The following is a 20,672-nucleotide window of genomic DNA, read 5'->3' as shown; positions in this document are numbered from 1 at the left end:
AACTTCACGGACTTCTCGGATGACCTGACGCAGCTGGACTACGACAGCCAGGGGTTCTTCATCAACGTGGTGGGCAAGCTCTGACGGGTTCGCCCCGCGGCCTCCTGGCTGCGGGGCGTGTAGCCAGGCCCTGGAAGTGATTCGTGCTTACCCCGAGGCACTGTTTTGAATTAGTGCTTTTTCGGATGCGCATGATTTCTAAGTATTTTTTGCAAAGAAGCTTGGACATCTCCGTGCGTTATCAATAGAATGCGCAGCCTCTTCGGAGCCACAATCACTGGCGACGGAAGACGGAACCCCACGGGGTTCGGTTATACAGTATTGATGCGGGGTGGAGCAGCCAGGTAGCTCGTCGGGCTCATAACCCGAAGGTCGTAGGTTCAAATCCTGCCCCCGCTACCAAATCCAAGACCTACAGCTTCGTAGGCAGGCCCGACAGAGTCGGGCTCGTTTTCTACCTCGTGCCGGCATGGCCGGGCGAAGGTCACAGGTTCGAAACCTGCCCCCGCTACCAAATCCAAGACCTACAGCTTCGTAGGCAGGCCCGACAGGGTCGGGCTCGTTTTCTACCTCGTGCCGGCATGGCCGGGCGAAGGTCACAGGTTCAAATCCTGCCCTCGCAACTATATCCAGGGCCTGCGGTTTCGTAGGTAGCCCCAAAGGTTCGGGGTTTTTCTCAGTTTTTCTGTCTCCGCCTGCATAGTCAGGCTGGATAATCACCAGCCTTCAAGAACCAGTTTTCCAATTGTACGGCCGGTTTCCAGCAGGTGGTGCGCCTCACGGAGGTTGGTCGCATTGATCGGCTGCTGCACCAGGTTAACCGTGCTTTTTAAGGTGCCGCGGTCCACCAGTTGGGCAATCTCGTTGAGAATTTCCTGCTGCCGGTGCATGTCGGGGGTGCGAAACATGGACCGGGTGAACATGAACTCCCAGCAGAAGGTGGCGCTCTTGGGTTTCAGTAGCGACAGGTCCAGGGGTTCCCGGTTATCGACAATACTGCAGATGCTGCCCTGGGGTTTGATGATATTGGCCATGGCGGGCCAGTGCTGGTCGGTGTCGTTGAGGCAGAGAATATAGTCCACCGGGCCGAGCTTGTGCTCCTCCAGCTCAATGTCGAGTGGACGTCGGTGGTTGACGATATGGTGTGCGCCCATCTGCTTGGCCCATACGCTGGATTTCGTGCGCGATGCGGAGGCGATGACACGGAGTCCGGCAATGTGCCGCGCCAGTTGGGTGGCGATGGAACCTACACCACCGGCGCCACCGATCACCAGGATGGACTTACCTGTGTCCGCGCCTGCAGGGGATATACCCAGGCGGTCGAACAGGGCTTCCCAGGCCGTGAGGCCGGTGAGGGGAAGGGCGGCGGCCGCGGCGAAATCGAGGCTCTCGGGCATGTGGCCGACAATGCGTTCATCCACCAGGTGCATTTCACTGTAACAGCCCGGGCGGGTGATATCGCCGGCATAATAGACCCGGTCCCCCGGCCGGAAGCCTTCCACTTCCTCACCAGTATCGATTACCTCCCCGGCGGCGTCCCAGCCAAGTATTTGCGGTGTTTCCGGTGGTTTGATGTCGCCGTGTCTCGGTGCACGTACCTTGGTATCCACCGGGTTTACGGCAATCGCCTGTACCGCGACAAGAAGGTCGCGGGACCCGGGTCGTGGGCGGTCCAGGTAGACGTCGACAAGTGACTTTTCGTTACTAATAGGCAGGTACTGGTATAACCCGATCGCTTTCACTGGCGCTGCTTCCCTTCTGGCTGGTATGGACGGGGCACTGCGGAAGAAGTCGCAGCGCGCCTCCCTTTGCCCCGCGTATCGTCCAACAGGGCTCAGGTTAGCGCCGCGCGGCCTTGCATTCCAGTGGTTTGCTCACGTAATGCCGATGGGGCATCCATTGATTAGTGGAGGCGGGGTCCCGTCAGAGGGGCGCGCGCAGGGGCTCGATGGTTACCATGTCTCCCGCTGCGACCGGCCCACTGTCCCGGTCGAGGACGATAAAGCAGTTCGCGGCCGCGAGACCTGACAGTATATGGCTACCCTGGGTGCCCGCCGCCTCCACCACCAGCATGCCTTGCTCGTCATTGCGGAAGAACCCGCGCTGGAAATCGGTGCGGCCGGGTTTTTTGTTCAGCGGCTGCAGCAGCCTGGCGCGCATGGTCTGGGGTGCGGACCAGCTGCCGCCCTGCATGATGGACAGGGCCGGCAGCACCAGCTGGTAAAAGGTTACCAGCGCGGACACGGGGTTGCCCGGCAGTCCAAAAAATGGCGTGCCCTGCAGACGGCCGAAGGCAAAGGGCTTGCCCGGTTTCATGGCCACCTTCCAGAAACCGATTTCCCCCATGTCCTCGAGCACCTCGCGAGTGTAATCGGCTTCTCCCACCGACACCCCGCCAGAGGTGATGATTGCGTCGGCATCGAGCGCCGCGCGCTCCAGTGCGCCCGCGATAACCGAGCGGGTGTCAGGCAGGATACCCAGATCCAGTATTTCCAGCCCAAGGCCCGCCAGGGCGGCTTTGAGCGCGGTACGATTGCTATCGTAGATGTCGCCCGCAGTGAGTTGCTCACCGGGTTGGCGCAACTCGTCGCCGGTGGAAAACAGGGCGATTACCGGTTGCCGTCGCAGGGTAACCGAGCCGACCCCGGCGGCGGCCAACAGCGCGATATGGGCCACCGTAATCCGGGTGCCCGCGGCCAGCAGGACCTCGCCCTCGCGAATATCCTCGCCGCGACGGCGGATATGATCGCCGGCCTTGACCCGGCCGCTTACCCGCACAGATTCCTCGCGGGCCTCGACCTGTTCCTGCATGACGACGGTATCGGCGCCAGGGGGCACCACGGCGCCCGTCATGATGCGCACACAAGTGCCTGGATTGACCATGCCCGTGAAGGGCTTACCGGCGAACGACTTGCCAATCAGTTCCAGCGGCTTGCCGCTTTCGAGGTCGGCCAGGCGCAGCGCATAGCCGTCCATGGCCGAGTTGTCGCAGGGTGGAAGGTCGAGTGCTGCGATCACCGGTTCCGCGAGTACGCGGCCCGCGGCCAGTTCCAGTGGGATATCTTCAGTACCCGGCACCGGCTGCAGGGCTTCCAGGAGCCGCTCGCGGGCCGTTTCAACCGGCATCAGGCCGGGCTGGCTGCAGCAATCGCTCATGGGGATACCTCGCTCAGTTGGACTCCGGTCGCTTCTGGTTCACCATCCACACGGCCGCCTCGACACGCGAGCGCATGCCGAGTTTCTTCAGCAGGTGCTTGACGTGTACCTTGACGGTGGCATCGCTGATGTCGAGCTCGCGGGCGATGAGCTTGTTGCTGAGGCCGTCGGCAATCAGTTGCAGTATCTGGTATTCGCGGCTGGTCAGCGTCGACAGGGTGTCGGCGCCGGAGGTTTCCGGTTTGCGCAGGGCTGAGGCCAGGATCTCGGTAAGCCGCTGGCTGATTGCCAACTTGCCGTGGGTCGCCTCCAGTACCTGGTCGAGGATTTCCTCGGGCTCCATGTCTTTCAGGAGGTAGCCGTCCGCCCCGGCGCGGATGCAGGAGACGACGTCGGCATTGTTGTCGGAGACGGTCAGCATCACGATGCGGGAGGTGACATCCGCGGCCCGCATGGCACGCAGCGTGTCAAGGCCGTCCATCCCGCGCATATTCAGGTCGAGCAGGATGATATCGGGATCGTGTTCCCGGGCCTGCTCCAGGGCCTCTTCACCACTGCTGGCCTCCGCCACGAGCTCCAGGCCGGGCTCCATTGCGAACAACTGCTTCAGGCCTTTGCGAAAAAGGGGGTGGTCATCAACCATCATGATGGTTGCAGGTTGGGACATGGTGGACCTGCCGTTGTCGTGCCGGTTGTATTAAATGTGAGCGGCTACTTTAGCACAGGCCCCCGGGGCGGGGAGTACCCCCAAAGGGGTAGCTCTGGCCCAGAACGGGAAAAGTGGTTACTTACTGATGGTAATTGAGAGCGGGGCTGCAGGGGACCATAGTGCATGGCGAATCAGTAAAACCAGATCAGGAGAGGCCGCCGTGTCAGATATATACGAATGGACTCCAGAAGACAGTGGATTCTGGCAGTCCAAAGGAAAGAAGATTGCGAATCGCAATCTATGGATATCCATCCCCAGCCTGCTGTGCGGCTTCGCCGTGTGGCTCTACTGGGGAATCATCACCGTCCAGATGCTCAACCTTGGGTTCCCCTTCGCGAAGGCTGACCTCTTTACCCTGATGGCAATCGCCGGCCTGACCGGGGCGACGCTGCGTATTCCCAGCAGCTTCTTCATTCGCCTGTTCGGTGGGCGCAACGCCATCGTATTTACCACTGCGCTGCTGATGATCCCCGCCCTGGGGACGGGCCTCGCGCTGCAGAGCAAGGAAACCCCGCTGTGGGTGTTCCAGCTGCTGGCACTGCTGTCCGGTATCGGCGGGGGTAACTTTGCCTCTTCCATGTCCAATATCAGCTTTTTCTTCCCCAAGGAGAAGCAGGGGTTGGCGCTGGGCCTGAACGCGGGCCTGGGTAACTTCGGCGTCACCAGCATGCAGATCCTGGTGCCCCTGTTCATGACTTTCGGCGCCTTCGGTGCCGCCGGCGGGGATCCCATGGTGCTGGTCAGTGGCTCCGGCTCCCTCATCGGCAAGATCCCGGCCGGTTCCGAGGCCTGGATCCAGAATGCCGGCTTTGTATGGCTGCTGTTCCTGGTGCCGCTGGCCATCGTCGGCTGGTTCGGCATGAACAACCTGCGCACCGAGGAGATTACCCCGGACGTGGGCAGCCCGCTGTCAGCCATGGCCAAGATGACCCTGATGCTGGGTATCGGTTTCCTCACCGCGGTGGTGGGCCTGTGGCTGCTGCTGCCGGAGGCTGCCAACGGTTCCGGCTGGGGCGTGCCCAAGGAAATCGTGTTGGTAATGGTGATTGCCGCTACCGTCTTCGGCCTGAAGATGCTGCCGGGCGATATCAGGACCAGCCTCAACCGGCAGTACCGCATTTTCAACAACCGCCACACCTGGGTGATGAGCGTCATTTACACCATGACTTTCGGCAGCTTCATCGGCTTTGCCGCGGCATTCCCGCTGGCCATCAAGGTGATCTTCGGTTACAGCCACGTGATGGTCGACGGTGTGATGACTCACGACACCATCAACCCGAATGGTCCCAGCGCCCTGATGTACGCCTGGATGGGTCCTTTTATCGGTGCCCTGATTCGTCCGGTGGGAGGCTGGATCTCCGACCGCGTCGGCGGCGCCCTGGTTACCCAGGTCTGTGCGGCTATCATGGTGGCGAGTGCGCTGGGTGTGGCCTACTACATGAAGGCAGCCTACGGGTCTGCGACCCCGGAAGAGTTCTTCGTACCATTCTTCCTGCTGTTCCTGGTGCTTTTCGGCGCCACCGGGATTGGCAACGGTTCAACCTTCCGCACTATTGCCATGGTATTTCCCCGCGAACAGGCTGGTCCGGTGCTTGGCTGGACTTCTGCGGTGGCCGCTTACGGTGCCTTCTATATCCCGAAAGTCTTCGGTGAGCAGATCAAGGCCACCACACCGGAATACGCGCTGGCAGGCTTCGCCATCTTCTACGCCGTATGCATGGTGATTAACTACTGGTTCTACTTGCGTAAGAATGGGGAGTTCTACAACCCCTGACCCGGATAGGCCCGCGTTAACTCGCACCGCTTGGGGAGGCTTCGCCTCCCCCTTTCTGTTTTGAGGAGTAGTAACTTGATACCAATAGTCGACCGTTCGCGAATCGAAGCCCTGGCGCCCATCTGGCGCATGCCCTTCCGGCCATTTTTCTGGGGGGCGGCCGCCTGGAGCCTGCTCACCCTGCTGGCCTGGCAGGCCCAATTGTCGGGGTGGGGATTACCGGTGCTGCGGGGCGGCGTTACCTGGCATGCCCACGAGATGCTGTTCGGGTTCGCGGCGGCGGTAGTGGTGGGCTTCCTGGGTACGGCCATGCAGACCTGGACCGGTATTCCCTCGCCGCACGGCAGGCAGCTGCAGCTGCTGGTCGGCCTGTGGCTGCTGGCGCGAATCGGCTACCTGTTCGCCGCGGTGCCTCTGTGGCTGCCGCTGGTGGCGGAGGCCGGGTTTTTCCTGCTGGCGGCGGTGCTATTGGGCAGGCGGGTGCTGGTGGCCAGGCAGTGGCGCAACGCTTTCGTGCTGCCGGCGCTGCTCGCACTGGCCGGGCTGGCGCTGTACCACTGGCTGGCGCCCGCACGCCAGGGCCATGCCGCGCTGCTGACTCTGTTGCTGATGACCGGCCTGATACTGGTTATCGGTGGCCGCGTGATTCCCTTCTTCACCGCGCGACGCTTCCACCTGGCGCAGCGCGACAAGCTGGCGGCAGTCGAGTACGGGACACACGGGGTGCTGGTCGCGCTGTTGCTGGCCTTTGCGTTTGAGCTGCCCCGGGCAGTACTGGCGCTGCTCGCATTTACCCTGGGGGCGCTGCAGTTGGTGCGCACCATGCGCTGGCACCCTACTGTCATCTGGCGCGAGCCGCTGGTGTGGTCCCTGCACATCAGTTACTGGTTCGTGATCCTGGGTCTTTTCCTGCTGGCGTGTTGGTGGAGTGGAATCGCGCCAGCCTGGCGCAGCGGCGCCGTGCACGCACTGGCGGTAGGCGGCATCGGTGGACTGATACTGGCGATGATCAGTCGCGTGAGCCTGGGCCACACCGGCCGGCTCCTGGCCGTACCGTCATTAATGCCGCTGGCATTCGCGGCACTGGCGTTCTCGGCGTTAGCCCGGGTCTTCTGGGCGCCGGCAGCGGCCGGCTTCCTGGCCGCGGTGGCGGCCTGGGTAGTGGGTTACGGGCTGTTCCTTGTCTACTACACGCCGGTACTGTTCCGCGCGCGCCCCGACGGGCATCCGGGTTGAGGGAAGCGGGGCGATTGTCCCGTTGCCCGGATCCACCCCGGGCGTTCCACGCCGGGCCCTCAGTCCGGCTGGATAAGGCCGTTTTTCGCGATGGCTGCATGGATTTTCCGGCAGCGCTTGCCGAGCGCGCTGACATCCCCGAGTGTGGGAACCTCCCCCTGATCGAGGCGCTCTGTCCAGTCGAACAGCTCCCCGTCGATAAACTCCAGCAGCTTCTTGGGGCATCCCTGGCAGGGGCCGGCGCACAGCTGGGCCGCCGGCAGGTGAAAGGGCAGGGCGCGACGGGCCTCACTGATAATGGCACGCATGGCGGTCGCGGTATCCGGCTTGCGTGAGCTTTCCATCACCCCATCCTTCCGGCGACCGTGGCCTCAGATGAACGGCAGCGGTGACTTGCTGATCGCCACCGACACCATGTAGGCGAAAGCCATGCTCGCGCCCGCTGCTCCCAGCAAACGTTCACTGCCGTTGCGGGCAAGGCGCATGGTGACGACGCCCAGCAGTATATAAGCGAGCAGCCCGCCGAGCTTGGCGAGCAGCCATGGCTGTTGCAGCGGGTACCACTGCAGGCGTTGCAACAGGAAGAGCGCGGAGACCAGCAGGGCGGTATCCACCAGGTGGGGAAGTAACCGGGCGAGCCGGCCCCGCGCCCATCCCGCGCCGGCGAGCTGGCCACCGGTGCGCAGCATGAATCCACTGAAGGACAGCATTGCGAGGGTCATGTGCAGGGTCTTCAGGGTGGTATAGAGCATTGCGTGATCACGCCTCCTGCCAGATGACTTCCCGGTTGCGGGCGTAGTCGGGCACAAATGTAAAGGAAACCTCGGTACCGCCGGTGTCGCGCCGCCGGATCGTCAGCTCCCCATCCAGGTTGCTGGCCCGTTCCTGCATGATCGACATGCCGAAGTGATTACGTTTCTCCGGGGCGTCGCTGATACCTATCCCGTTATCGCGGATCCGCACCTCCAGGCTGTGGTTGTCCCCCTGGAGCAGGCTGATTTCCACGTGGTCGCCCTGGGAGTGGTAGACCGCGTTCTGCGACGCCTCGCGCACCAGCTGCAGGAGGTGGATTTCCTCATGCGGGGTGAGCGGGATCTCATCGAGGCGGTAATCCAGCAGGATGCTCAATTGGGGATGCTGTTCCCGGTAGGAGAGTATGGTTTGCTCCAGGATGCCCCGCAGGCCACCCTGGCCGATCTGCAACCGGAAGGTCGTGAGCAGTTCCCGCAACTGCCGATAAGAGGAGTCCAGCCCCTGCTTCAGCTCGGCGATGATTTCCTGCACCTGTTCCCGGTCGACCTGCTCGCCGCGGTTGGCGCGGGTGAGGCGGGTAACCTGGATCTTCAGGTAGGAGAGGGACTGGGCCAGTGAATCGTGCAACTCGCGCGCAATGATGGCGCGCTCGTCCATCAACGCGACGCGGCGCTCCTGGGCCTCGCGCTCATTGATGGCGATGGCGGCGGTAACGCTGTCGGCAAAGGTGGCCAGGCGCTGCTGCTGTTCCTCATCCAGCTCTTTCTCCTGCGGGAGGCTGCACACCAGTACGCCGTAATTGCGCTTGTCCACCTCCAGTGGGAAGCGGTAGGTGCGCTGGTCACCCTCTACCGTCGAGCCGCAGGTGCTGACGCAGACCTGGCAGTCGCCGGGGTCGCAGTGACTGTTGCCGAAACCGCGCACCAGGTGTTCGTAGGGCGCTTCGCCTTCTGGGGTCATCAGGCACAGGTCGAGGTTTTCCAGGTCGGCCAGTCGCGAGAACTCGGACAGCCACTGCTCCAGCTCGGCGCCTTGCAGCGGCCCTTCGCCAATCCGGCGCGCCAGGCGATACTGGAAGTCCAGGGCCTCGTGACTCTTCTGCAGCTGGGCGGTCTTCAGCTGCACGCGACGCTCGAGGTCGCGGTGGGTCGCGTGGATCTCGTCGCTCATGTAATTGATTGTCCGCGCGAGCACCCCGAGTTCATCCTCGCTGTCGATATCGAGCGGGGAAAGGTCAAAGTTACCCTGCGCGATGCCCATTGAACGGTCGGTCAATTGCTGTAGAGGCTGCTCCACGGAGCGATGCAGGATATACAGCGAGAGGTAAACCAGCAGCACGGTGGCGAACAGGGACGCCAGCTGTACCACGCGCAGCAGCCGGATCTTCGTTTCCGCGATCTGCTGGTACTCTGACACCAGCGCGTCCACTTCGCCGATAAAGGGCTCGAGCCGCGTGGCCAGCTGGAGAGAGTTCATGGGAGTCTGCCCGGCGGCCACCGACTCCACCAGCGGGCGGATTTCCTGCTGCCAGTGGTTGAGTACACCTGTATAGCGCGCGGCCGCGCTGCTGGTGTCGTCCGCGACGAAATCGGAGATATCCAGTACCTGCCGCAGGCGGTGTGCCACCTGGTCGGCTACCTGGCGGGTGGCCTCCCGGTCGCCGGCGGGCGCGGTAGCAGCCAGCCGATAGTTCATGGCGCGCAGTGAGCCCGCCAGGTTGACCGCGGCCGCGTCGTTCTCGGCGGCATCGGAAATGACGTAGGACGCGACCATGGAACTGAGCGCGACCAGCACGGTAAGCAGCATCAGGGTGCCGATGCGGTAAACGATGGACTGGCGGATTCGGTTGAGCATGTCTGGCTATCTGTCGGTCGATTGGGCCCCGGGGCCTATTATGCCCCTGCCGCGCAGGCGTATTTGGTAGTACCACCAAAGAGCGCCATTGTTGCATAATTTTTGATCAGTTTCCCGCAGTTCCCCCGCGGGCCCCGTCTTTGTTCGCTTTCAGCCGCACCTTACCCGCCCGCCGACCCCGGTTCCCTACCCATTCGTGGGTAGATCCCCCCCTTTCTACCCCTTTTGGGGCAGGTGATCGCCCGGAAGCCGGCTTTTATATTCCCGCTAACCCGATGGTTTAACCGCATTTTTATGCCCTGGGAGAAACGCATGAGCCATTTCCTGGACCGACTGAAATACTTCAAGAAAAACAAGGAACCCTTTGCCAACGGGCACGGGGAAAAGACCGATGATGATCGCAGCTGGGAAGATGGCTACCGTCGTCGCTGGCAGTTCGACAAGATTGTCCGCTCCACGCACGGCGTCAACTGCACCGGCTCCTGCAGCTGGAAAATCTACGTAAAAGACGGGCTGGTCACCTGGGAAACCCAGCAGACCGACTATCCGCGCACTCGCCCGGACCTCCCCAACCACGAGCCGCGGGGCTGCCCCCGCGGTGCCAGTTACTCCTGGTACATGTACTCGGCCAACCGGCTCAAGTACCCCAAGATCCGCAAGCGCCTGGTGAAGCTGTGGCGCGAGGCCAGGCTGAAGCACAGCGACCCGGTTGAAGCCTGGGCCAGCATCGTCGAGGACCCGGCCAAGGCCAGGTCCTACAAGGAGCGTCGCGGCATGGGCGGGTTCGTGCGTATCAAGTGGGACGAGGTCAACGAGCTGATCGCGGCTGCCAATGTCTACACCACCAAGCAGTACGGTCCCGACCGCGTGACCGGCTTCTCGCCGATCCCGGCCATGTCCATGGTCTCCTACGCCGCCGGCGCCCGCTACCTGTCCCTGATCGGCGGTAACTGCCTGAGTTTCTACGACTGGTACTGTGACCTGCCGCCGGCCTCCCCGCAGATCTGGGGCGAGCAGACCGACGTGCCGGAGTCCGCCGACTGGTACAACTCCAACTACCTGATCGTGTGGGGCTCCAATGTCCCGCAGACCCGTACGCCGGACGCCCACTTCCTGAGCGAGGTGCGTTACAAGGGCGCCAAGACCTGCGTCATCACCTCCGATTACTCCGAGTGCTCCAAATTCGGCGACACCTGGCTGGCGCCGCGGCAGGGTACCGATGCCGCACTGGCGATGGCCTTCGGTCACGTGATCCTGAAGGAATTCCACGTGGACAAGCCCAGCGCCTACTTCACCGAGTATGTGCGCACCACCACCGACATGCCGATGCTGGTCACCCTTGAGGAGCAGGACGGCCGGCTGGTGCAGGGGCGCTTCCTGCGCGCGTCGGACCTGGCCGACAACCTGGGCCAGGACAACAACCCGGAATGGAAGACCATCGCTATCAACCACGACGGGCAGCTGGTCTCCCCGCAGGGCTCCATCGGCTATCGCTGGGGCGAGCAGGGCAAGTGGAATATCGAGCAGCGCGACGGCAAGAGCGGTGAGGAGCTGCAGCTGATGCTGAGCCTCAAGGAGGCTGCGGACGAGGTCGCCCAGGTGGCCTTCCCGTACTTCGGTGGCCAGACCCACGAATACGACTACTTCCAGCACACCGACCACAGCGACGTGATCGAGCGCAAGGTGCCGATCAGGCTGGTTACCGGCAAGGACGGTGAGACCCTGCGCGTGGCCAGCGTCTACGACCTGACCCTGGCCAACTACGGCGTCGAGCACGGCCTGGACGATCCCAACTGTGCCCACAGCTACGAGGACGACAAGCCTTACACCCCGGCCTGGCAGGAGAAGATCACCGGCTGCCGCCCGCAGGACGTCATCCGCGTGGCCCGCGAGTTCGCCTCCACCGCCGACAAGAGCCGCGGCCGTTCCATGGTGATTGTCGGTGCCGCGCTGAACCACTGGTACCACATGGACATGAACTACCGCGGCCTCATCAACATGCTGATGATGTGTGGCTGTATCGGCCAGAGTGGCGGTGGCTGGGCCCACTACGTGGGCCAGGAGAAACTGCGCCCGCAGACCGGCTGGACGCCGCTGGCGTTCGCCCTCGACTGGCAGCGCCCGCCGCGCCACATGAACGGTACCTCCTTCTTCTACAACCACTCTAACCAGTGGCGCTACGAGAAGCTGGAGATGGAAGAGGTGGTCTCACCGCTGGCCGACAAGAGCAAGTGGCAGGCCTCCATCATCGACTACAACAGCCGCGCCGAGCGCATGGGCTGGCTGCCGTCCGCGCCGCAGCTGGGTATGAACCCGCTGCAGCTCACCAGGGACGCCGCCGCCGCGGGTATGGACCCGAAAGACTACGCGGTGCAGCAGCTGAAAAGCGGCGAACTGAAGTTCGCCAACCAGGACCCCGACAACCCCCAGAACTACCCGCGCAACATGTTTATCTGGCGCTCCAACCTGCTGGGCTCCTCCGGCAAGGGCCACGAGTACATGCTGCGCCACCTGCTGGGCACCAGGCACGGCCTGATGGGCAAGGACCTGGGCGAGGCCGGCGGCAAGAAACCGGAGGACATTACCTGGCATGACCAGCCCAGCGAGGGCAAGGTCGACCTGCTGGTGACGCTGGACTTCCGCATGTCCACCACCTGCCTCTACTCGGACATCGTCCTGCCGACCGCCACCTGGTACGAGAAGGACGACATGAACACGTCCGACATGCACCCGTTCATCCACCCGCTCACCAAGGCGGTGGACCCGGCGTGGGAGGCGCGCAGCGACTGGGACATCTTCAAGGGTGTGGCGAAGAAATTCTCCGAGCTCACCGACGGCCACCTGGGGGTCGAAACCGACCTGGTGACCCTGCCGATCCACCACGATACGCCCACCGAAATCGCGCAGCCGTTTGGCGTGAAGGCCTGGTGGAAGGGTGAGTGCGACCTGGTGCCCGGGGTCACCGCGCCCAGCATGATCCCGGTGGAGCGCGACTACCCCAATACCTACAACCGCTTTACCTCCATCGGCCCGCTGCTGGAGAAACTCGGCAACGGCGGCAAGGGCATCAGCTGGAACACTGAAGTGGAAGTCGACTTCCTCAAGCAGCTCAACCGCACCTGGAGCGAGGACAGCGCGCGCGACGGCCGCGCCCGTATCGACAGCGCGGTGGACGCCGCGGAGATGATCCTGTCACTGGCGCCGGAAACCAACGGCCAGGTGGCGGTGAAGGCCTGGGAGGCGCTGGGCAAGGTGACCGGGCGCGACCATACGCACCTGGCCAAGCCGAAGGAAGACGAGAAGATCCGCTTCAACGACATCGTTGCGCAACCGCGCAAGATCATCTCCTCGCCGACCTGGTCGGGCCTTGAGGACGAGCACGTCAGCTACAACGCCGGCTATACCAACGTCCACGAGCTGATCCCCTGGCGCACCATCACCGGCCGCCAGCAGTTCTACCAGGATCACGAGTGGATGCGTGATTTCGGCGAGAACATGTGCGTGTACAAGCCGCCGATCAACCTGAAGACAGTGCAGCCAGTACTGAACCAGAAGCCCAATGGCAACAAGGAGATCCTGTTGAACTGGATTACCCCGCACCAGAAGTGGGGTATCCACAGCACCTACTCCGACAACCTGCTGATGCTCACCCTGTCCCGCGGCGGGCCGATTGTCTGGATGAGCGAAACCGATGCGAAGCTCGCGGGTGTCGAGGACAACGACTGGATCGAGATCTTCAACGTCAACGGTGCCATCGCGGCCCGGGCGGTGGTGTCCCAGCGGGTACCCGACGGCATGGCGATGATGTACCACGCCCAGGAGCGCATCGTGAATACCCCCGGGGCGGAGACCACCGGTACCCGCGGCGGTATCCACAACTCTGTGACCCGCGCGGTAATGAAGCCGACCCATATGATCGGCGGCTACGCCCAGCAGTCCTACGGGTTCAACTACTACGGCACCGTGGGCTGTAACCGCGACGAGTTTGTAATCGTAAGAAAGATGAACAAAGTGGACTGGCTCGACGGAGAAGAAGTGAAAGAGCCGGTAGCACAAGAGGAGGCCGTGCAATGAAAGTAAGAGCCCAGATCGGCATGGTGCTGAACCTCGATAAGTGTATCGGCTGCCATACCTGTTCCGTGACCTGCAAGAACGTGTGGACCTCCCGCGAGGGGGTGGAGTACGCATGGTTCAATAATGTCGAGACCAAGCCCGGTGTCGGCTACCCGAAGGAGTGGGAGAACCAGGACAAGTGGAATGGTGGCTGGACGCGCAAGAAAAACGGCAAGCTGCAGCCAAGGATCGGCGGCAAGCACCGGGTGCTGGCAAACATCTTCGGCAACCCGGACATGCCGGAGATCGACGACTACTACGAGCCGTTCGATTTCGACTACCAGACCCTGCACAAGGCGCCGGAACAGAAGCATCAACCAGTTGCCCGCCCGCGCTCGCTGATCAGCGGCGAGCGCATGGAGAAAATCGAGTGGGGCCCGAACTGGGAGGAAATCCTCGGTACCGAGTTTGACAAGCGCCGCAAGGACAAGAACTTCGAGGAGGTCCAGGCGGACATCTACGGTGAGTTCGAAAACACCTTCATGATGTACCTGCCGCGCCTGTGCGAGCACTGCCTAAACCCGGCCTGTGTGGCGTCCTGCCCCAGCGGTGCCATCTACAAGCGCGAGGAAGACGGCATCGTGCTGATCGACCAGGACAAGTGCCGCGGCTGGCGGATGTGTGTGTCCGGCTGTCCCTACAAGAAGATCTACTACAACTGGAAAACCGGTAAATCGGAGAAGTGTATTTTCTGCTACCCGCGCATCGAGGCGGGCCAGCCGACCATCTGCTCCGAGACCTGCGTTGGCCGGATCCGTTACCTGGGCGTGCTGCTCTACGACGCCGACCGCATCGAGGAAGCGGCGTCGGTGGAGGACGACAAGGCCCTGTACCAGGCCCAGTGCGACATCTTCCTGGACCCGAGCGATCCCGCAGTGCAGGAGGCCGCCCGCGCCGAAGGTATCCCGCAAGCGTGGATCGATGCTGCCCAACAGTCGCCGGTGTACAAGATGGCAATCGACTGGCAGATCGCCCTGCCGCTGCATCCCGAGTATCGCACCCTGCCGATGGTCTGGTATGTGCCGCCGCTGTCGCCGATCCAGAACGCAGTGCAGGCGGGCGACGTGGAAACCGTGACCGTGGGGCGCAACGCCGAGATCCCGGACCTGTCCACCCTGCGCATTCCGCTGAAGTACCTGGCGAACCTGCTCACCGCGGGCGACGAGGCACCGGTGGCGCGCGCGCTGGAGCGCATGATCGTCATGCGCGCCTACATGCGCGGCATCCACGTGGACGGTGTCCAGGATCGCGAGCTGCTGGAAGAGGCCGGGCTGTCGGTACAGCAGGTGGAGGACATGTACCGCTACCTGGCGCTGGCCAACTACGAGGACCGTTTCGTGGTGCCCAGCAGCCACAAGGCCTACGCCGAAAATGCCTACGACATGAAATCCTCCTGCGGCTTCAGCTTCGGCAACGGCTGCGGTACCGGTAACGACAGCACCAATATATTCGGTGGCAAGAAACAGACAGTACGCCAGGTGATCCCGGCGCAAGAGGTGGATTAACTCAGGCGAAAAAAGCAGTAAAGCCCGGCGCGGAGCCGGGCCTGACCCCCACAGAGCCTGATGCGAGAAAACTTATGAAAACCCTGAACCTGATTTCACGCCTGCTCGACTATCCCGCGGACGAGCTGGTGGCAAACCTGGACGAGCTGACCCGCTGGGTAGCGGAGTCCTCCGATATCGATACGGCCCTGCGCGACAAGCTGCTGGCCTTCATTTCCTATTTTGAACGTATGGATGCCCTGGACTGGCAGTCGGAATACGACGGGCTGTTCGAGCGGGGCCGGCAGGTATCCCTGCACCTGTTCGAGCATGTGCACGGCGAGTCGCGGGATCGCGGCCAGGCGATGGTTGACCTGATGGCCCGCTACCGCAGTGCCGGGCTGGCCCTGAACGAGCGTGAGCTGCCCGACTACCTGCCCACCTACCTGGAATTCTGCGCGACCCAGGGAGAGGCGGCGACCGAATGGCTGGCGGAAGTCTCCCATGTGCTGGCGCTGCTCGCCGCGCGCCTGCGGGAAAAAGACAGTCCCTACCACCTGCTGATGGATGCTTTGTTGCAGTTGTCCGGAGTCGAGGTGGATGTGCCGGCATTGCAGCAACGCATCGCCGGTGAGGAGCCCGACGACACGCCCGAGGCCCTGGACAAGATCTGGGAGGAAGAGGCTGTTTCCTTCTCCGGCACCCAGGGTAGTGCCTGTGACCAGCTCACCATGCGCCCCAGCGAAACCCAGCGCCGGGACGGCCAGCCACTCAACTGGGTCAACGCGGCAGAACAGCCGGCCCCGCAGCACCGCGCTTCTATGGAGTAAGATGATGGACTACCTGAATACACTACTCTTCGGCATCTATCCCTTTATCGCCCTGACCGTGTTCGTGGTGGGCAGCCTTATCCGCTATGACCGCGACCAGTACACCTGGCGCACGGGCTCCAGCCAGCTGCTGGAAAAGAAACAGCTGCGCGTCGGCAGTTACCTCTTCCACATCGGTGTGATCGCAATCCTCGCGGGCCACTTCGTGGGCCTGCTCACGCCCAAGTGGGTCTGGCACGCAGTTGGCGTCTCCGCGGCCACCAAGCAGCTGATGGCCATGAGCATCGGTGGCCTGTTCGGCATCATCTGCTTTATCGGCCTGACCATCCTGGTGAAGCGCCGCCTGACCAACCCGCGTATCCGGGCTACCACCTCGCGCATGGACCTGACCATCCTGCTGATGCTCTATGCACAACTGATCCTGGGGTTGATCAGCATCGTGGTCTCCACCGGCCACCTGGACGGTGCAGAAATGCTCAAGCTGATGACCTGGGCGCAGTCCATCGTGACTCTTGACGGTACCACCGCGGCAGCGGCCATTGCCAATGTGCACATCATCTTCAAGCTGCACATCTTCCTCGGCATGACCCTGTTCCTGCTGTTCCCCTTCAGCCGCCTGGTGCATGTGTGGAGCGTGCCGGTGCAATACTTCCGCCGCAACTACCAGGTGGTGCGCGCGCGTCCCACCAGGGAGGTCTGAGTGATCGCCGGGGTTGCGCATGACGCAGTCCCGGTGCTGCCAGGCATGCGGGGGGCGCCCGCCGTTGCTGGTGCCGCGACTATTGCTGTGAAAAGGAGTGAGGCATTGACTGCCAGTCACTCTCTTGCAAGTTCCACCGCAAGCACCGGATACCGTCAACAGTGACACCGAGCTGGGCCTGACCGCGAAGAACAAACTTGATGCCGTGGATCGTTGCCGGATTCCTGCCGGCACTGGGAGCGGCCATCGACAATGGTGCCGATGCTGTCTATATCGGTTTTCGCGATGAAGCCAGCGCGCCGCAACAATCCAGGCGCTCATTACCCGGGCGCAAAAAAAGTACAGTTACAACGGACTCTTACAGGAGGTCCAGATGAGCAACTTGCTGACATCGGACAAGCAGGGCGACACCGAGCTTTTTCTCGCCCCGGTGACGGTCAATGGAATGGAAATCCCGCGCGAGCAGATTTATGCGGAGATGCAATATCACCCGGCGCCCACACCCCGCGAGGCTGCTTATGCCGCGGCACGCTCGCTGGTGATCGGCCAGCTGCTACGCGAGGCGGCAGTGGAGCGCGGCCTGTGTGAGGCAGATGTCGAAATCAACAGTGAGGCGTTCGATAAAGCGGTGGGGCAGCTCGTCGCGGGCGACATGGACGTGCCGGCGCCTACAGAAGAGGCCTGCCGTGCCTTCTTCGAGGAGAACCGGCAAAGGTTCCGCTCAGAGCCGCTGGCCGAAGTCCGCCATATCCTGCTGGCCGCGGATCCCGACGACGAAGCGGCGCGGGAACAGGCGCGGGCTTCGGCAGCCGACCTGCTGCGCCAGGTGCAGGAATCCAGCGACCCGCTGGTGACCTTTGCCGACCTGGCGAAGGCTGCATCGGAGTGCTCCTCCAGCGAATCGGGCGGCAGCCTGGGGCAGGTAAGCCGCGGCGATACCGTGGCACCTTTCGAGGAAGCGGTTTTCCGCCAGGGGCAGGGCCTGGTGCAGGAACCGGTGGAAACCGAGTATGGCCTGCACCTCATCTATGTGGAACACAGCGAGCCGGGCCGTCCCCTCGAGTTCGATTATGTCGCTGACAGGATCAGCGATTTCCTGCAGGAGCGCGCGCGCCGGGCCAATACTGGCGCCTACCTGCAGCAGCTGGTGGCCTCTGCTGAGATCGGCGGCATCGACCTGCTGGACGGGAGGGCAGCCTGAGATGGCAGAGATAGAGCAGATATTCCGCCAGAACCGTGCCTGGGCAAGTGATCGCACCGAAGAGGACCCGGAGTTTTTCCTGCGCCTCAGCCGCCAGCAGACACCGAAGTACCTGTGGATTGGTTGCTCTGATTCGCGCGTGCCCGCCAACGAGATCGTCGGCATGGCGCCGGGCGAGCTGTTTGTGCATCGCAATATCGCCAACGTGGTGGTGCACACGGACTTCAACTGCCTGTCGGTGTTGCAGTACGCGGTGGAGGTGCTGAAGGTGGAACACGTGGTGGTCTGCGGCCACTACTGCTGCGGCGGTGTACAGGCTGCTCTCGGGCACAGCGAATGCGGGCTGGTGGATAACTGGCTGAGACATATCAAGGATGTCTACGCAATGCACCGCCAGGAACTGGAGGGGCTCGACGAGGCGGCGCGCACGGCGCGGCTGTGTGAGCTGAACGTCAGGGCGCAGGTGCAGAACCTGGCCCGGACCAAGATCGTCCAGCACGCCTGGGAGCGGGGCCAGAAACTGAGCCTGCACGGCTGGATCTACGATATTCGCGACGGTCTGATCCGCGACCTGGGGGTGCGCATGGACGACCGCAGCCTGATTCCCGAAATTTACCATTTCGCCATCGCGTCGGAGGAGACCGGCGCGCCGGCCTGAGGAGAAGTGCATGCAGGCAACGGATATCGCCGTGGTTGGTGCCGGGCCGGCGGCCCTGGCCTTTGCCGCGTTCCTCGCCCACAGTGGCTACCGGCTGACACTGGTTGAGCGCCAGTCCCGTACCTCGCTGGCAGAACCTGCCGACGATGGCCGGGAGATCGCCCTCACACACAAGTCGGTGCGCCTGCTACAAAAGCTGGGCGCCTGGCAGCGGCTGCGCAAGGAGGAGATCAGCGAGTTGGCTGAGGCACAGGTGGTCAGCGGCACCTCGCCCTACTGCCTGCAGTTTGACGACCGTGGGCGGGGACCGCTGGGGTACATAGTGGCGAATGCAGCCATCCGGCGCGTGCTGTATGAAGTGGTGGCGCAGCAGGCCAATGTCCGGTGGCAGGATTGCACCACGGTAAGCGGTCTCGGGCTGAAAGGCGGTTACCGTGAAGTTACGCTCAGCGACGGCGACTCCCTGCAGGTGCCGCTGGTGGTGGCGGCCGACAGCCGTTTCTCGGAAACCCGCCGCATGGCCGGTATCGGCGCGGATATGCGGGACTTCGGTCGCTCGGCGATCGTTGGCCGCGTGCGCATCGGCGAACCCCATAAAGGTGTTGCGCGTGAGTGCTTCCGGTACGGCTCCACGCTGGCGCTGTTGCCACTCGCCGATCCGCAAGTCTCGTCGGCGGTGGTGACGGTGCCGTCGAGTCGCAGTAATGAATTGATGGGGTTGTCAGAGTGCGGCTTCGCCGCACATGTGGCGCGGGAGGCCGGGTTCGCACCGGGCGCAGTAAAATGCGAGGGCGAGAGGCACTGTTACCCGCTGGTGGCGGTGTACTCGCAACAATTCTGCGCCGAGCGGTTTGCGCTGATTGGCGATGCCGCCGTGGGTATGCATCCGGTTACCGCTCACGGTTTCAATCTCGGCCTGGCCAGCGCGGAGTCACTGGCGCGCCAGTTGCGCAGGGTAGCCGGTCTAGACTCCGACCAGGCCCTGCGGCGTGCGCTGGGCCGCTACCAGCTGGCGCACAGGCTCGAGTCATGGCCGGTATACGAGGGCACCAATCGCGTCGTCGGGCTCTTTACCGATGACCGCGCCCCGGCACGGCTGCTGCGCAAGGCTGTACTCCGGGTGAGTAATCACTTTACGCCGATCCGCCGGGCGGTCACCTGGCAGTTGACCCGCTAGATATTCCCGTCAATTGACGGCGGTAGTACCACCCCTGCCGTCACCGATAGTTTCCGGTTGCCAATACAGCAGTGCAGCTGCCGGGAGCAATTAATTGCCCGGGAGCAGAAACACTCCCGGGCAGGTTTTGTCGCCGCTGGCGGTTCCCCGCTCAGTGGGGCAGTCGCAGCTCCTGGTCCAGGCAGCGTTCGGTATTGCAACCCTGCACCACCAGGTCGGAGATTCCCAGGTCGGCAAGCCTTCGCCTTACCTCATCGAGTTCGGCATCACTGGTAAGCTGCGGGTGCCGGGTGAGGCGCACCTGCAGTGGGATGCCTGCCTCGGCGAGCAACCGGGCGCTGTCCCAGGAGGTGGCCCCGCTTTTTTCCACGCCGGTGATAGCGGGATAATTTTCAGGTAATGCCTTGATATCGAGGCCCACCCAGTCGAGATGCGGCAGCAGTCCCTGCAGTCGCCGCGGGTACATGCCGGCGGTGTGCAGTCCCACCTTGAACCCCAGCTCCCGCACCTGCGTCATCGCGCTTTCCAGTGCCCGCTGCGCGGTGGGCTCGCCGCCGGAAAACACCACGGCATCCAGCAGCCCGCTGCGCCCGCGAAGAAACGCCAGCAGTTTGCTCCAGCGATACGGCGTCGGCGCCCGGGCGGGCAGCAGCTCACTGTTGTGGCAGTAGCGGCAGCGCCACGGGCAGCCCTGGCAGAACACCACGGCTGCCAGGGCCCCCGGGTAGTCGATGGCGGTAAAGGGCGTAAAGCCACCGACCCGCAGGGACTCACTCACGGATTAATGGCCACTGTTGCAGTACCCGTTGCGGGTGTTTTCCCGTTGTCAGCGACGAAGTACTGGCGTTCGCGATGCTCCGACTGCTTGCCCGGATTCCAGAAGGACACCGGCCGGTGATAACCCATCACCCGGCTCCAGATTTCACAGGGGGTGCGTTCTTCATCGTTGAGCAGGTTGGTATGGTCTTGCATGATAGCTCTCCTTTCTTTCTTCTCGGGTGTCACTGTCTCCAGTATGCGGGATGTG

General features: G+C 62.9%; 17 protein-coding genes and 1 tRNA gene. 10 read left to right on the top strand and 8 right to left on the bottom strand.

Translation table 11 applies throughout. The features are described 5' to 3' along the window. The first annotated feature begins 325 nt into the window (after window positions 1–325). Window positions 326–402: transfer RNA gene (locus LVD10_RS14710), tRNA-Met, on the top strand. A gap of 314 nt (window positions 403–716) precedes the next feature. Here the strand turns inward: LVD10_RS14710 and LVD10_RS14705 are convergent. The 3 genes from LVD10_RS14705 to narL form a co-directional block, all read right to left on the bottom strand. After that, window positions 717–1,742 carry a zinc-binding alcohol dehydrogenase family protein gene (locus tag LVD10_RS14705; RefSeq protein WP_233006160.1) on the bottom strand — a complete coding sequence of 342 codons (1,026 nt, stop codon included), beginning with the start codon at window positions 1,740–1,742 and terminating at the stop codon, window positions 717–719. 181 nt (window positions 1,743–1,923) lie between these two features. Then, on the bottom strand, window positions 1,924–3,156 hold the full coding sequence (moeA, locus tag LVD10_RS14700) for a molybdopterin molybdotransferase MoeA (RefSeq protein WP_233006159.1): 1,233 nt from the start codon (window positions 3,154–3,156) through the stop codon (window positions 1,924–1,926). Between the two features lie 13 nt (window positions 3,157–3,169). After that, entirely contained in the window at window positions 3,170–3,823 is a 654-nt protein-coding gene (gene narL / locus LVD10_RS14695) for a two-component system response regulator NarL (RefSeq protein ID WP_233006158.1), read from the bottom strand. A gap of 202 nt (window positions 3,824–4,025) precedes the next feature. On the opposite strand from narL, the gene LVD10_RS14690 reads away from it, so the two are divergent. Next, window positions 4,026–5,639, top strand: coding sequence for an MFS transporter (locus tag LVD10_RS14690; RefSeq protein WP_233006157.1), 1,614 nt, complete (start codon window positions 4,026–4,028; stop codon window positions 5,637–5,639). A 75-nt stretch (window positions 5,640–5,714) separates the two neighbouring features. Continuing rightward, window positions 5,715–6,875, top strand: a complete 1,161-nt coding sequence (locus LVD10_RS14685) for an NnrS family protein (RefSeq protein ID WP_233006156.1) — start codon at window positions 5,715–5,717, stop codon at window positions 6,873–6,875. A gap of 59 nt (window positions 6,876–6,934) precedes the next feature. Here the strand turns inward: LVD10_RS14685 and LVD10_RS14680 are convergent, their stop codons facing one another. Genes LVD10_RS14680 through LVD10_RS14670 form a run of 3 tightly spaced genes read right to left on the bottom strand, consistent with a single transcriptional unit; the run spans window position 6,935 to window position 9,482 of the window. Then, window positions 6,935–7,219 carry a hypothetical protein gene (locus LVD10_RS14680; protein WP_237064112.1) on the bottom strand — a complete coding sequence of 95 codons (285 nt, stop codon included), beginning with the start codon at window positions 7,217–7,219 and terminating at the stop codon, window positions 6,935–6,937. 27 nt (window positions 7,220–7,246) lie between these two features. Next, window positions 7,247–7,627 carry a SirB2 family protein gene (locus LVD10_RS14675; protein WP_233006154.1) on the bottom strand — a complete coding sequence of 127 codons (381 nt, stop codon included), beginning with the start codon at window positions 7,625–7,627 and terminating at the stop codon, window positions 7,247–7,249. Between the two features lie 7 nt (window positions 7,628–7,634). After that, window positions 7,635–9,482 (bottom strand): ATP-binding protein, encoded by a 1,848-nt coding sequence (locus LVD10_RS14670; RefSeq protein ID WP_237064111.1) that lies wholly within the window; start codon window positions 9,480–9,482, stop codon window positions 7,635–7,637. 312 nt (window positions 9,483–9,794) lie between these two features. Here LVD10_RS14670 and LVD10_RS14665 point away from each other — a divergent pair, with 312 nt between their 5' ends. The 7 genes from LVD10_RS14665 to ubiM all read left to right on the top strand — a co-directional run bounded on the left by LVD10_RS14665 (window position 9,795) and on the right by ubiM (window position 19,645). Then, entirely contained in the window at window positions 9,795–13,556 is a 3,762-nt protein-coding gene (locus LVD10_RS14665; protein WP_237064110.1) for a nitrate reductase subunit alpha, read from the top strand. Then, a complete protein-coding gene (gene narH / locus LVD10_RS14660; protein ID WP_233006151.1) occupies window positions 13,553–15,100 on the top strand; it encodes a nitrate reductase subunit beta in 1,548 nt (515 codons plus the stop codon). The genes LVD10_RS14665 and narH overlap by 4 nt, the downstream gene beginning before the upstream one ends. Window positions 15,101–15,174: 74 nt before the next feature. Continuing rightward, the gene (gene narJ / locus LVD10_RS14655) at window positions 15,175–15,909 is read left to right on the top strand and encodes a nitrate reductase molybdenum cofactor assembly chaperone (protein ID WP_237064109.1); all 735 of its coding nucleotides are present in this window, start codon (window positions 15,175–15,177) and stop codon (window positions 15,907–15,909) included. A gap of 4 nt (window positions 15,910–15,913) precedes the next feature. After that, window positions 15,914–16,609: a respiratory nitrate reductase subunit gamma gene (narI, locus tag LVD10_RS14650; RefSeq protein WP_237064108.1), complete on the top strand. Its 696-nt coding sequence runs from the start codon at window positions 15,914–15,916 to the stop codon at window positions 16,607–16,609. Window positions 16,610–16,982: 373 nt separating this feature from the next. Beyond that, window positions 16,983–17,810 carry a peptidylprolyl isomerase gene (locus tag LVD10_RS14645; protein ID WP_233006148.1) on the top strand — a complete coding sequence of 276 codons (828 nt, stop codon included), beginning with the start codon at window positions 16,983–16,985 and terminating at the stop codon, window positions 17,808–17,810. Between the two features lies 1 nt (window position 17,811). Continuing rightward, window positions 17,812–18,468: a carbonate dehydratase gene (gene can, locus LVD10_RS14640; protein ID WP_233006147.1), complete on the top strand. Its 657-nt coding sequence runs from the start codon at window positions 17,812–17,814 to the stop codon at window positions 18,466–18,468. Between the two features lie 10 nt (window positions 18,469–18,478). Continuing rightward, window positions 18,479–19,645 carry a 5-demethoxyubiquinol-8 5-hydroxylase UbiM gene (gene ubiM / locus LVD10_RS14635; protein WP_237064106.1) on the top strand — a complete coding sequence of 389 codons (1,167 nt, stop codon included), beginning with the start codon at window positions 18,479–18,481 and terminating at the stop codon, window positions 19,643–19,645. Window positions 19,646–19,796: 151 nt separating this feature from the next. On the opposite strand, the gene LVD10_RS14630 is transcribed toward ubiM, so the two are convergent. Beyond that, a complete protein-coding gene (locus LVD10_RS14630; RefSeq protein ID WP_237064104.1) occupies window positions 19,797–20,423 on the bottom strand; it encodes an anaerobic ribonucleoside-triphosphate reductase activating protein in 627 nt (208 codons plus the stop codon). After that, window positions 20,420–20,617 (bottom strand): anaerobic ribonucleoside-triphosphate reductase, encoded by a 198-nt coding sequence (gene nrdD / locus LVD10_RS14625; RefSeq protein WP_233006144.1) that lies wholly within the window; start codon window positions 20,615–20,617, stop codon window positions 20,420–20,422. Before nrdD ends, LVD10_RS14630 begins: the two co-directional genes overlap by 4 nt. Between the last annotated feature and the right edge of the window lie 55 nt (window positions 20,618–20,672).

Origin of the sequence: Microbulbifer zhoushanensis (assembly GCF_021729055.1) — a bacterium.
Classification (GTDB): domain Bacteria; phylum Pseudomonadota; class Gammaproteobacteria; order Pseudomonadales; family Cellvibrionaceae; genus Microbulbifer; species Microbulbifer zhoushanensis.
The sequence above is the reverse complement of the archived record's forward strand: the minus strand, read 5'-3'. Positions and strand labels throughout refer to the sequence as shown.

Coding starts and splice junctions, on each gene's coding strand:
- ubiM (WP_237064106.1), top strand. CDS start 18,479: ATGCAGGCAACGGATATCGCCGTGGTTGGTGCCGGGCCGGCGGCCCTG.
- LVD10_RS14680 (WP_237064112.1), bottom strand. CDS start 7,219: ATGGAAAGCTCACGCAAGCCGGATACCGCGACCGCCATGCGTGCCATT.
- moeA (WP_233006159.1), bottom strand. CDS start 3,156: ATGAGCGATTGCTGCAGCCAGCCCGGCCTGATGCCGGTTGAAACGGCC.
- LVD10_RS14670 (WP_237064111.1), bottom strand. CDS start 9,482: ATGCTCAACCGAATCCGCCAGTCCATCGTTTACCGCATCGGCACCCTG.
- LVD10_RS14645 (WP_233006148.1), top strand. CDS start 16,983: ATGAGCAACTTGCTGACATCGGACAAGCAGGGCGACACCGAGCTTTTT.
- nrdD (WP_233006144.1), bottom strand. CDS start 20,617: ATGCAAGACCATACCAACCTGCTCAACGATGAAGAACGCACCCCCTGT.
- LVD10_RS14665 (WP_237064110.1), top strand. CDS start 9,795: ATGAGCCATTTCCTGGACCGACTGAAATACTTCAAGAAAAACAAGGAA.
- narH (WP_233006151.1), top strand. CDS start 13,553: ATGAAAGTAAGAGCCCAGATCGGCATGGTGCTGAACCTCGATAAGTGT.
- narL (WP_233006158.1), bottom strand. CDS start 3,823: ATGTCCCAACCTGCAACCATCATGATGGTTGATGACCACCCCCTTTTT.
- narI (WP_237064108.1), top strand. CDS start 15,914: ATGGACTACCTGAATACACTACTCTTCGGCATCTATCCCTTTATCGCC.
- can (WP_233006147.1), top strand. CDS start 17,812: ATGGCAGAGATAGAGCAGATATTCCGCCAGAACCGTGCCTGGGCAAGT.
- narJ (WP_237064109.1), top strand. CDS start 15,175: ATGAAAACCCTGAACCTGATTTCACGCCTGCTCGACTATCCCGCGGAC.
- LVD10_RS14675 (WP_233006154.1), bottom strand. CDS start 7,627: ATGCTCTATACCACCCTGAAGACCCTGCACATGACCCTCGCAATGCTG.